We start from the raw sequence: 12404 nt of genomic DNA on the forward strand, positions 1-12404 counted from the left end.
GGCTGCTTGTGGCCCGGGTATGGGGACATGCCGGGGTGGCGCTACGACCGGTAATAATCGCTGCGGCCGCCGGGCTGGCGCTTGAAGCGGCGGTGGATCCACAGGTACTGGTCAGGGGCCTCGCGCACCATCGCTTCGATGGCCTGGTTGACGCGCGCGGTATCGGCCTCGACATCCTCGCTGGGGAAATTCTCCAGCGGCGCGCCGATCTTCAGGAAGTACTTGCCGCCTTCGCGACGGTGGAAATACGGGATCACCGCGCAGCCGGTCATCCGGGCCAGCTGGTGCGTGGCGGTGATGGTCGAAGCGGTGTGGCCGAAGAACGGCACGAACACCGTGTCCTTGCCACGCATGTCCTGGTCCGGCGCGTACCAGAGGAAGCCGCCCTTCTTCAGATGCCGCACCGTGGCGCGGATGTCCTCATTGGCGTACATCGCCTTGGCGTAGCGCAGGCGGCCGAACTTCACCGCCCACTCGTACACCGGGTTGCGATGCTTGCGGTACATGCCGGAGAGCTCGACGTGGTCGCACAGCAGGCGGCCGCACATCTCCAGCGTCATGAAGTGGCCGGACACCAGCAGCACCCCACGGCCCTCGGCCTGCATGCGGTGCAGGTGCTCCAGCCCCTCGATCTGCACCTGCGGGCGGATGCTGTCGATGCTGCCCCACCAGGCCCGGGCGAATTCAAAGATGCCCACGCCCAGCGCGTCGAAGCTGTCGCGCAGCAGGCGCTGGCGCCAGGCGTCGTCCTTCTCGGGGAAGCACAGCTTCAGGTTGACCTCGGCGGCGCGCCGGCGGCTGCTGGCCAGCCGGTAGGCGACCGTGCCGACACCGCGGCCAAGCGCACGCTGCAGCATCCACGGCAGGCGGGCGATCGCGAAGGCGACCAGCATGAAAGCGAAGGTCGGCCAGTGGCGCGGATTGCGCAGGGACGGCCGGGTGGCGGTGGAAGCGTTATCGGACATGCCTCGATTCTAATGGATGCGCCCGGATGCGTCCCGGCAGGGCCATCACGGCGGCGCGGCGTGTCTTCCCCGCGCCGCTCCCGTATCCTTTGCCCATGCGTAAAAGCCCTGTCGAATGGATCCTGCGCGGCCTGTACTCGGCCGTGCTCTACCTGCTGTTGCCGATCACCGTGTACCACCTGGTGTGGCGGGGCTTCCGGGTGCGCGAGTACTTCCAGCGCTGGGATGAGCGCTATGCCTCCTATCCGCACTCCAGCGGCCAGCCGCGGGTCTGGCTGCACGCGGTCTCGGTGGGTGAGGTGAACGCCGCAGCGCCACTGGTGAACGCCTTGCGTGCGCTGCGTCCGGACATCCGCTGGGTGATCACCACCATCACCCCGACCGGCTCCGAACGGGTCCGCGCGTTGTGGGGCGATGCGGTCGACCACGTGTACCTGCCCTACGACGTGCCGGGCAGCGTCGGTCGCTTCCTCGGCCACTTCAAGCCGAGCCTGGCGCTGATCCTGGAAACCGAGCTGTGGCCGAACCTGCTGTTCGGGTGCCGCGACCGCAGCATCCCGGTCTACATCCTCAACGCGCGGTTGTCGGCGCGCTCGCTGCGCGGCTACCGCCTGCTGCGGCCGCTGATCGGCCGCGCGCTGCGTACCGTGACCTGTGTGGCGGCGCAATCGGCCGACGATGCCGAGCGCTTCATCCAGCTCGGCGCCCGCCCGGACCAGGTGCAGCCGCTGGGCAATCTGAAATTCGATATCGCCACGCCGAACGTGCAGGACTTCATCGCGCGCTTCCATGAGCTGGTGCCCGCCCAGCATCCGGTCTGGATCGCCGCCAGTACGCACGAGGGCGAAGAGCAGGCCACCATCGATCTGCACCGCCGCCTGCGCGAGGCGGTGCCGGGCCTGCTGCTGTTGTGGGCGCCGCGGCATCCCGAGCGCTTCCCAAGGGTGGAAGCGCTGGCCCGCGAGCAGGGCTGGAAGGTGGCCACGCGCCGCCAGCAGCAGTGGCCGCAGGCCGATACCGATGTGTTCGTGATCGATACGCTTGGCGAGTTGATGTCGTTCTACGGGTGCGCCCAGGTGGCCTTCGTCGGTGGCAGCCTGCAGGCCATCGGGGGGCACAACCTGCTGGAGCCGGCGGCAATGGGCACCGCAGCGGTCACTGGCCCGCACCTGCACAACTTCGCCGAGATTTCCCGGCGCATGCGCGAGGCCGGTGCGGTGGTCATTGCCGAGGATGCCAACGGGGTCGGCGATGCACTGCTGACCCTGCTGCGTGATCCGCAGGCCCGCGAGGACATGGCCCGGGCGGGCTGCGCGCTGGTGAGCAACGGGCGCGGCGCACTGAAGCGCACCGTGGCCCTGATCGCCCCGCAGTTGCCGCCGCCGGTGGCCTGATTGCAGGCCTGATCGCGCGATGCGACGACCAGGCCCGCGCCTGCGTCAGGCAGCGGCGACCAGCAGGTCGCCCAGGAAGGCGTAGGCAAAGCCGAAGTAGATGAACACGCCGACCAGGTCCATCACCGAGGTGATCATCGGGGCCGACAGCGTGGCCGGATCCGCCCCGATGCGGCGTGCGGCGAACGGCAGCAACGCGCCGATGATGCCGCCCAGCGCGGTGCACACCAGCATGCTCGAGCCCACCACCAGCAGCACGTCCATGCCAACGCCCTTGCTGAAATAGGCCAGGACCGCTTCCAGCACGGCGATGCTGATGCCCAGCGCGGCGGCCACCGGCAGTTCGCGTTTGATCACGAACGCCACATCGCGCCAGCTCAGTTTCAATTCGCCCAGTGCCATGCTGCGGATCACCAGCGTGGCCGACTGGCTGCCGGTGTTGCCGCCCATGTCCACGATCGGGGCGATGAAGGCGGCCAGCACGATCACCTGCGACAGCAGCTCTTCCTGCGCGGCCACGAAGGTGCTGGTGACGATGCCGAAGCAGGTCAGGATCGCCAGCCAGAACACCCGCACGCGGAACATCTGCTTCAGTGGCGTGCTGCGAACGTCCAGGTCGTTGCCGTGCGCGCTCACCGTACCGCCGAAGCGCGCCAGCTGCGAGGCGTCCTGTTCCTTGTCGATGTCCATCGCATCGTCGACGGTGACGATGCCGATCATGCGGTCTCCGCCGTTGGTGACTGGCAGCGCGAGCAGATCGTAGCGACGGATCAGCTCGGCGGCCTGCAGTCGCGGCCAATGTGCCTTCGCGGCGATCGGCTGCTCATGCATGATCGAGGCGACCGTGCGGTTCTCGTTGGCCAGGACCAGATCGCGCAGCGCCACGGTGCCGCGCAGGCGCAGGGTGTGGTCGAGCACGAACAGGATGTTCACCGTCTCGCTGTGCAGCGCGGTGGCGCGGATGTGTGAAAGCGCCTGCGCGACCGTCATTTCCGGCGAGACCCAGACATAGTCGGACGTCGTCGCCGAACCGACCGTGCCCTCGGGATAGGACGCCATCTTGAGGATGTCGTCGCGTTCCACCTTGGTCAGCGCCGGCAGCAGTGTCTGCTTGGCGTCATCGCCAAGGCGGTTGAACAGATCGGCACGATCATCCGATGGCATGTGTTCGAACAGCTGCACTACCGCCTCGCGCGGCATCGCGGCCAGCAGTTGATCCTGGCGGAGCTCGGCGAAGTGCGCGAACAGATCCGCGCGCGCCGGTGGCGCGAGCGTCATCAGCAACGGCAGCGACCTGTCCACGCTCAGCGCGTCGAGCGCATCGACCAGATCGGACGGATGGGTGGTCGCGGCGATGCTGGCAAAGCCAGCGGCGTCGAGGGAGAGCGAGAGGGTGCGGATCGAGAACAGGAGGTCTTCGCGGTTCATGGTGGTTCTCCAGCAGAAAGCGGCGCGTGGGGTGGCAACGCGCAGTGATGAGGTGCAGGCGTGGGGCGCATCGGCGTGCGCCCGGGCGAGGCAGGAAAGGGTGTGTGTGTGCGCCGCGTACGCAGCGCAGGCGGCCGGCAGGATCAGTCGGTGCGGTCAGTCGGCACGCGGGGCATTACGGCGCGGCGGCGAGATTGAGGCCGAGCGTGATCCACTGCCCGTCGCGCCGGTGGTGGGCACGTCCCGCGAGCAGATCCACGCTGGCGCCCCGCCAGAGTTCGTGGCGCACGCCGAACTGGCTGCTGCGCTGGCGCGCCGCATCGCGGGCGGTTTCGGCCAGCAGTGACCACTGCGGTGCAGCCACGACTTCCACGCCGATGCCATCGGTGCGGCCACGTGCATCGCCCGTGCGTGCCCAGCCCAGGTTGAGGTGCAGCAGGGTGCGATCCGACGCGCCGAGCACCACCGTCAGCGGTGCATTGAGGCTCCAGTCGTCGGCGCGCGGGCGGTGCCAGTCGCTGCCGAGGCCGGCACTGATCGCCACGCCCCAGCGGCGCTGATCCAGATCACGCAGTACCCGCTTGGCGCCCACGGCCCACTGCGTCGTCGAGGTGGCGTGTTGATGGCTGGCGCCGAGCGACCATTCGGTATCGGCGAACGTGCAGGCCGGTACGGCCGTCCAGTCATTGCCGGCATCGGTATGGCGGCCCCAGCTTTCCAACTGGCAGCGACCGGCATCGGTGATGGAGGCGTCGTCCACCATCAGGCTGGCGGCGGCGCGGGTGTCGAGCGGAAGCATCGCCACGGCCACGAGGGGCAGGGCGAACACACGGGAAACGTGCATGGGCAATCTCCAGGCAAACGGAAACGCCAGCGGCACCCTTCTTGGGGTCGGTGGAACGGCGATACGGATGTTGCGAGGCGGGCGAGCGTGTCAGCTGCGCCGGTGGGCCCCGTCCTGTGCGGACGGAACCGACCTTGGGGTCAGTGGGTCCGTCGGCTCAGGAGCAGCAACGAGATCGACTATGACTGTCCAAGGAGGGGGCCTCTGGAGGGAAAGGGAAGGTGGTGCGGGGCGGACCTTAGTCGGCCGCTGCCGGAGGGTCAAGCCCTTTTTCACGGCACGTGCCGGACTGTGGACCGCTTCACGGTGGAGAGTGTGCGCGGGTAGGCATCGCACGAAGCGGTCGCGATCGCGGCCGCCACATGGGCAGCACCTGTGGCATGTCGCGATCACCACCTTGCACGCAAAAAAAAACCACCCGCAGGCGGGTGGTTTTTTCTCTCGCCGTGCGCCGTCGATCAGTTGACGGTGGTGCTCGGCGTGGCCGCCTTCTGGGTCAGCAGGCGGTTGATGTCCTGCAGTTCGGCGATGTCCAGCGTGCCGACGGCCTGGCCCAGCTGCAGACGGTTCTGCAGGAAGGTGTAGCGGGCGTTGGCGTAGTCCAGCTGCGCGGAGAACAGGATGCGCTGGTTCTGGATCACGTCCAGCACGGTACGCGTGCCGACTTCCAGGCCGACCTGCGAGGCGTCATAGGCACTCTGTGCCGACACGACCGCCAGGCGACGCGCTTCCACTTCGCTGATGCCCGCCACCAGGGTCTGGTAGGCGTTGCGGGTGTTGCGGTCCAGGGCGCGCTTCTGCTGCTCGTAACCGTCCTGGGCGATGTCACGCTGGGCCAGCGCCTGGCGCACGCCGGACTGGGTGGCGCCGCCGGAGAAGATCGGCACGTTCAGGGTCAGGCCGACGCTGTTGGTGCGGCGGTCCGGGCTGAAGCTGCCGCTGTCGCCGACCACATCCCCCCAGCTGGCCGACTTGCCGGCCGTGGCACCGATCGACAGGGTCGGGTAGTGCGCGCCGCGGGCGGCCGAGACGCCGGCTTCGGCGGCGTTGACCTTCAGTTCCTGCGCCTTCAGCGCCGGATTCTGCGCAACGGCCTCGTTCACCAGCGTATCGATGGTGGCGTACTTGGCCGGCAGCTCCGGACGGAAATCGGCCGGCAGGGCGCGCAGGTCGGTGACCGGCTGGCCGGTCAGTTCGGTCAGCGCCTGGTAGGCGTCGGCCAGGGTGTTCTGCGCGATGATCGTGTTGGCGCGCGCCTGGTCGTACTGGGCGCGGGCTTCGTGCACGTCGGTGATCGGGGCCAGGCCCACTTCCAGGCGCTTGTCGGCGAAGTCGAACTGCTTCTTGGCAGCGGCTTCGTTGGTCTGCGCGGCCGACAGCGATTCAATGCCCACCAGCACGTTGAAGTACGCCGCCGAGGTGCGCACGATCAGGTCGTCGTTGGCCGAATCCAGGGTGAAATCCGCTGCGCGGCTCAGTTCGCGCTGCGAACGCAGGTTGGCGAACTGGGTGAAGTTGAAGACCGTCTGGCTGCCGTTGATCGTGTAGTTCCGGCTCTTGGTGGTGAACGAGCTGGAGGTCAGATCATGGTTCGGGTTGGTGCGGCTGCGGTTGAGCGAGGCCTCGCCGTTGAGCTGCGGCAGCAATGCGGCACGCGCCTGCACGGCGCCTTCCTTGTCATACAGGCGGGTCGACTCGGCAGCCGAGAGCTGCGGATCGCCATTGCGCGCCATTTCGTAGACCTGCAGCAGGTCGGCGGCAGAGGCGGTCATCGGCAGCAGGGCGGCGGCCAGCGCAAGGGCGAGGGATCGGCGGATCATTGCGGCTTCCTTGGACTCAGAGTTGGAACTGGGGTGCCGGGGCGGCACCGCGCAGGTAGTCGATATCGGTTTCGAACAGCGATTCAGTGGTGCCGTCCGCCTTGACCAGCACCGCTTCCATGACCGGGGACCGGCCACGGATCACGAACAGTCGACCGCCCGGACGCAGCCACTGGGCGAAACGTGACGGGATGACATCCACCGCGCCGGTGACGCAGATCGCATCGAAGCGGCGCTCGGTATCCCAGCTCAGCGCGTCGGCGGTTTCGATGCGGACGTTGTTGCCCAGGCCGGCGGCGTCCAGACGCGCGCGCGCGGTGGTGGCCAGCTCGGCATCGATCTCCAGGCTCAGCACTTCGCGGGCCAGCTCGCCCATGCACGCGCTCAGGTAGCCGCTGCCGGTGCCGATTTCCAGCACTTCATCGCCCGGCTGCAGATCCAGCGCCTGCAGGGTGCGGCCTTCGATGACCGGCTTCATCATCTTCTGCCCGTTGCCCAGCGGCAGCTCGATGTCGGCATAGGCCAGGGCCCGGTGCGATTCAGCGACGAACGCCTCCCGCGGCAAGCGTGCCAGTACATCGAGCACGCGGATTTCCAGCACATCCCAGGGGCGGATCTGCTGTTCGACCATCAGTTCGCGGGCGTGGGAGTAATCGATCGTCATGAGGTTCTATATCCAGCGCAGTGGGCCGGCCATTTTACCGGTGCCGGGAGCCGGCGGCGCGCTGAGAGCATCGCTGCCGTCGCGCCGGGGTCGCAGTGCCGGAAGTCACCGCGACCTCCGGTCCATTCAGTTTAGTGCCGCCGGGCATACGCCCGCAGGAAAAAGTCGACGCTGGCGCTCACATGAGCGTTGGCATCGCACTCGGCCGGGGCCGGCCGCAGCCCGCACATCATATGCGTATGCAGCTCGCCCTTGATCAAGGTAAGGAACTGGATGGCGGCGGTCGGGAAATCGGTGATCTCCAGCTCGCCGCGGGCCGTACGGGAACGCAGGAAGTCGGCCAGCGCATCGGTGGTCCGCTGCGGGCCGGCCAGCCAGAACATCTCGCGTATCCGGTCATCGGTATCCGGCGACATCATCACCCGCTGCACGGCGACGGCCGCATCGGAGGTGATCAGGGTGAAGAAGGCGTGGCCGATGCCCATCAGCTGGTCGCGCAGCGGGCCTTCGACGTCGGTGACGAACAGTTCGTCAGGCAGCATCTCGACGCATTTGGACTGCACTGCTTCGGTGAAAAGCGTCTCTTTGTCGCCGAAATGGCTGTAAACGGTCAGCTTCGATACGCCCGCCTGGGCGGCGATGCTGTCCATGCTCACCCCGTTGTAGCCTTGGTCGACGAACAGCGACTTGGCCGCTTCCAGGATGGCCGCGCGCTTGCCCAGATCCTTCGGGCGCCCCGGCCCGGCGGCCTTGGCGACCGGCTTGGAGGGCGATTTGGAGGAGGTCGGATCAGTCATCCAATCAATACTAGACCAATCGGTTCGATATTTATACTATACCGGCTGGTTCAATATTGAAGCGATTGGAACAGAGCGTTTCCAGTGGCTTTCCCCGGGTTACTTTCAGGTCCAGGACCTCATGAAAAACATGCGATGGATGGGTGGTGGGTTGCTGGCGCTGGCGTTGGCAGCATGTGGCAAGCAGGATGCCGAACCGGCCGCGCCGATGCCGGTGCTGGTTGTCCACCCGGGCACCGTGGCCGGCCAGGAAGTGGCCGCCTACCCCGGTGAGATCCGGGCCCGCGAGGAAAGCCCGCTCTCCTTCCGCGTCGGCGGCAATCTGATCAAGCGCCATGTCGATGCCGGCCAGCGCGTGCGCAAGGGCCAGTTGCTGGCCGAGCTGGACGCCGCCGACTACGCCTCCCAGGCCAGCGCCTCACAGGCGCAGCTGGCCGCTGCCGAAGCCGACCTGATCCGTGCCCGTGATGACCAGAAGCGCTACGCCACCCTGGCCGAGCAGCAACTGGTCAGCCAGTCCGCGCTGGACAGCCAGACTGCTGCCTTCAAGGCCGCGCAGGGCCAGGCCAATGCTGCCCGCGCCAATCTGGCCGTGGCGCGCAACCAGGCCGAGTACGCGCAGCTGCGCGCGCCGGCCGATGGCGTGATCGCCAGTCGCCAGGCCGAAGCCGGGCAGGTGGTCAGCGCTGGGCAGACCGTGTTCACCCTGGCCGCCGACGGTGGCCGCGAAGTCGTGATCGCCCTGCCGGAGAGCAACATCCGCGATTACCAGGTCGGCCAGCCGGTGCAGGTGGAACTGTGGAACCGCCCCGGCCAGATGCTGCCGGGCACGATCCGTGAGATCGCCCCGGCCGCCGATGCACAGGGGCGCACCTATGCCACCCGCGTCAGCCTGGCACCGGAAGCGTTGACCGAAGTGGAACTGGGCCAGAGCGCGCGCGTGTTCGCCGCCGCAGGACGCCAGGGCACGCTGCAGTTGCCGCTGGCCGCCGTACAGCGCGGCGCCGACGGCCGCAGCAGCGTGTGGGTGGTCGATCCGGCCAAGCACACGTTGAAGGCCACGCCGGTGACGGTCGGGGCGTACGCCGTTGAATCGGTTCCGGTGCTGAGCGGGGTGAACGCGAACGACTGGGTGGTCGCCGCCGGCGGCCATCTGCTGCGCGAGGGCCAGCCGGTGACGGCGGTGGACCGCCAGAACCGCCCGGTGCTGGCACCGGCGGCCAAGCCTGCCGCGGCCGACGCGCCTGCTGCCGGCAAGGGGAACTGATCCCGTGCGCCGCTTCAATCTTTCCGAATGGGCGCTGGGCAACCGGCCCCTGGTGCTGTTTGCGATGCTGGCCTTCGCGATCATCGGCGCGTGGTCGTACAAGCACCTGGGCCAGTCCGAAGATCCCCCGTTCACCTTCAAGGTGATGGTGGTGCGCACGAACTGGCCCGGCGCGACCGCCGAACAGGTCTCCCGCCAGGTCACCGAGCCGATCGAGAAAGCCCTGCTGAACACCGGGCAGTACGAGTTCATCCGCTCCTACTCGCGCCCGGGCGAGTCGCAGGTGATCTTCGTGGCGCGCGACAGCCTGCGCTCCAAGGCGATTCCCGACCTGTGGTACCAGGTGCGCAAGCGCGTGGGCGACATCAAGCCGACCCTGCCGCGCGAGATCGTCGGGCCGTTCTTCAACGACGAATTCGGCGACACCTTCGGCAACATCTACGCGTTGACCGGGCAGGGCTTCGACTACGCCGTGATGCGCGACTACGCCGACCGCATCCAGCTGGAACTGCAGCGCGTGCCCGATGTGGGCAAGATCGAGCTGGAAGGCCTGCAGGACGAAAAGGTCTGGATCGAGCTGTCCAACACCAAGCTGGCCACGCTGGGCGTATCGCTGCAGCAGGTGCAGCAGGCCTTGGCCGACCAGAACGCGATTGCCGCCACCAGCTTCTTTGAAACCCCGACCGATCGCGTGCAGCTGCGCGTCACCGGCCAGTTCCAGAGCGTGGAGGACATCCGCAGCTTCCCGATCCAGGCTGGCGACCGCACCGTCCACCTGGGCGACATCGCCGAGATCAAACGCGGTTTTGCCGATCCGGCCTCGCCGAAGATGCGCTTCATGGGGGAAGACGCGATCGGCATCGCCGTGGCGATGAAAGACGGCGGCGACATCCTCAAGCTGGGCAGCACGCTGGACGCCGAGTTCGAACGGCTGCAGAAGACACTGCCCGCCGGCATGCAGCTGCGCAAGGTCTCCGACCAGCCGCATGCGGTGGAAGAGTCGGTCGGCGAGTTCGTGCAGGTGCTGACTGAAGCGGTGGTGATCGTGCTGCTGGTGAGCTTCTTCTCGCTTGGCCTGCGCACCGGCCTGGTGGTGGGTGTGACCATTCCGCTGGTGCTGGCGATGACGTTCTTCGTCATGCATTACTTCGGCATCGGCCTGCACAAGATTTCCCTGGGCGCGCTGGTGCTGGCGCTGGGCCTGCTGGTGGACGATGCGATCATCGCCGTGGAGATGATGGCCACCAAGATGGAGCAGGGGTACGACCGCCTGCGCGCGGCCAGCTTCGCCTGGGAGTCGACCGCGTTCCCGATGCTGACGGGCACGCTGATCACCGCGGCCGGCTTCCTGCCGATCGCTACGGCCGCCTCCAGCACGGGCGAGTACACCCGCTCGTTGTTCCAGGTGGTGACCATCGCACTGGTGGTGTCGTGGATCGCCGCGGTGCTGTTCATTCCGTACCTGGGCGACAAGATGTTGCCGGACCTGTTCAACCCGCAGCCGCCCAGGCCGGAGAGCCTGGCCGGGCGCTGGCACGCGCGTCGCCTGCAGTGGGCCGACCGCCATCCCGCGTTCGCGCGCTGGATCGCACCGAAGGTGCATGCGCACGACCACGATCCGTACCAGCGTCCGTTCTACGTGCGCTTCCGCAGCTTCCTCGATGTCTGCCTGCGCCACCGCTGGTGGGTGATCGCCGCCACCGCCGCGCTGTTCGTGTTCTCGCTGCTGATCTTCCGCTTCGTGCCCCAGCAGTTCTTCCCGGATTCGACCCGCCCGGAACTGATGGTGGACATCGAACTGGCCGAGGGGGCCTCGCTGCAGGCGACCCAGGCCCAGGCGGCCAAGCTGGAAAAACTGCTCAAGGACCGCGAGGGCATCAGCAACTATGTCGCTTACGTGGGCACCGGCTCGCCGCGCTTCTACCTGCCGTTGGACCAGCAGCTGCCCGCCACCAACTTCTCGCAGTTCGTGGTGCTGACCGAGAACACCAAGGCACGTGAGGCGACCCGCGACTGGCTGCTCAAGGACGTGATTCCGCAGTTCCCGGACGTGCAGATGCGCGTGACCCGCCTGGAAAACGGCCCGCCGGTCGGCTACCCGGTGCAGATGCGCATCTCCGGCGAGCATATCGAGCAGGTGCAGGCCATCGCCCGGCAGGTGGAAGCCAAGGTGCGTGCGAACCCGCACGTGATGAACGTCAACCTGGACTGGAGCGAGCCGAGCAAAGTGGTACGGCTGGTGATCGACCAGGACCGGGCACGCGCACTGGGTGTGAGCAGCGCGCAGGTGAGCCAGCTGCTGGGCACCTCGTTGTCGGGCATGAGTGTGAGCACCTACCGGGAAGGCAACCGCCTGATCGAAATGCTGCTGCGTGGGCCGGACAACGAACGCGTGCGGCTGGACATGCTGGGCAGCCTGGCGATCCCGACCAGCAGCGGCACCTCGGTGACGCTGTCGCAGGTGGCGCGCCTGGAGTACGTGTTCGAGGACGGCATCATCTGGCACCGCAACCGCCTGCCGACGGTGACGGTGCGCGCCGACATCGCCGATGCGAAGCAGCCGCTGGACGTGGTGCAGCAGATCCTGCCGACACTGGAGGAAATCCGTGCCGGGCTGCCGTCCGGTTACCTGCTTGAAACCGGCGGCACCGTGGAGGATTCCACGCGTGGCCAGGATTCGATCAAGGCCGGCATGCCGCTGTTCCTGATCGTGGTGGCCACGTTGCTGATGCTGCAGCTGCGCAGCTTCTCGCGTGCGGCGATGGTGCTGGTCACCGCGCCGCTGGGCATCATCGGCGCGACCCTGTTCCTGTTGCTGTTCCGTGCACCGTTCGGCTTCGTGGCCCTGCTGGGCACGATCGCGCTGGCTGGCATGATCATGCGCAACTCCGTGATCCTGATCGACCAGATCCAGCAGGACATCGATGCCGGACACGACCGCTGGCACGCGATCATCGATGCCACCGTGCGCCGCTTCCGACCGATCGTGCTGACCGCGCTGGCCGCGGTGCTGGCGATGATCCCGCTGTCGCGCAGTGCGTTCTACGGTTCGATGGCGATCTCGATCATGGGTGGCCTGATCGTCGGCACCGTGCTGACCCTGGTATTCCTGCCCGCACTGTATGCGGCGTGGTTCCGGGTGAAGCCGGATGAGGCGGGCGCTGGCACGCCGCACTGACTGACGCGTCAGGTGACGCCCATAGGCGCAGCGGATGCTTTCCGCTG

General features: G+C 67.4%; 9 protein-coding genes. 3 read left to right on the forward strand and 6 right to left on the reverse strand.

What is annotated here, in order from left to right:
- Nucleotides 1-41: 41 nt before the first annotated feature.
- Nucleotides 42-965, reverse strand: a complete 924-nt coding sequence (locus ORK51_RS08270; protein ID WP_070425878.1) for an LpxL/LpxP family Kdo(2)-lipid IV(A) lauroyl/palmitoleoyl acyltransferase — start codon at nt 963-965, stop codon at nt 42-44.
- A gap of 95 nt (nt 966-1060) precedes the next feature.
- Between ORK51_RS08270 and waaA the strand changes: the two genes are divergently transcribed.
- Nucleotides 1061-2359 carry a lipid IV(A) 3-deoxy-D-manno-octulosonic acid transferase gene (gene waaA, locus ORK51_RS08275; RefSeq protein WP_070425877.1) on the forward strand — a complete coding sequence of 433 codons (1299 nt, stop codon included), beginning with the start codon at nt 1061-1063 and terminating at the stop codon, nt 2357-2359.
- A gap of 45 nt (nt 2360-2404) precedes the next feature.
- Here waaA and mgtE read toward each other — a convergent pair whose 3' ends face one another.
- The 5 genes from mgtE to ORK51_RS08300 form a co-directional block, all read right to left on the reverse strand.
- Nucleotides 2405-3787, reverse strand: coding sequence for a magnesium transporter (gene mgtE / locus ORK51_RS08280; RefSeq protein ID WP_070425876.1), 1383 nt, complete (start codon nt 3785-3787; stop codon nt 2405-2407).
- A gap of 175 nt (nt 3788-3962) precedes the next feature.
- A complete protein-coding gene (locus ORK51_RS08285) occupies nt 3963-4631 on the reverse strand; it encodes a PA4824 family protein (RefSeq protein ID WP_070425875.1) in 669 nt (222 codons plus the stop codon).
- Nucleotides 4632-5089: 458 nt separating this feature from the next.
- Nucleotides 5090-6451, reverse strand: a complete 1362-nt coding sequence (locus ORK51_RS08290; RefSeq protein ID WP_070425874.1) for a TolC family outer membrane protein — start codon at nt 6449-6451, stop codon at nt 5090-5092.
- Between the two features lie 16 nt (nt 6452-6467).
- Nucleotides 6468-7115: a protein-L-isoaspartate O-methyltransferase family protein gene (locus ORK51_RS08295; RefSeq protein WP_019183799.1), complete on the reverse strand. Its 648-nt coding sequence runs from the start codon at nt 7113-7115 to the stop codon at nt 6468-6470.
- A 131-nt stretch (nt 7116-7246) separates the two neighbouring features.
- Nucleotides 7247-7912: a TetR/AcrR family transcriptional regulator gene (locus ORK51_RS08300; RefSeq protein ID WP_261997266.1), complete on the reverse strand. Its 666-nt coding sequence runs from the start codon at nt 7910-7912 to the stop codon at nt 7247-7249.
- Between the two features lie 121 nt (nt 7913-8033).
- Between ORK51_RS08300 and ORK51_RS08305 the strand changes: the two genes are divergently transcribed.
- The gene (locus tag ORK51_RS08305) at nt 8034-9179 is read left to right on the forward strand and encodes an efflux RND transporter periplasmic adaptor subunit (RefSeq protein WP_070425871.1); all 1146 of its coding nucleotides are present in this window, start codon (nt 8034-8036) and stop codon (nt 9177-9179) included.
- A 4-nt stretch (nt 9180-9183) separates the two neighbouring features.
- Entirely contained in the window at nt 9184-12357 is a 3174-nt protein-coding gene (locus ORK51_RS08310) for an efflux RND transporter permease subunit (RefSeq protein ID WP_266084713.1), read from the forward strand.
- The last annotated feature ends 47 nt before the right edge of the window (nt 12358-12404 follow it).

The organism is Stenotrophomonas sp. RIT-551 (assembly GCF_026241915.1).
GTDB classification, from domain to species: domain Bacteria; phylum Pseudomonadota; class Gammaproteobacteria; order Xanthomonadales; family Xanthomonadaceae; genus Stenotrophomonas; species Stenotrophomonas bentonitica_A.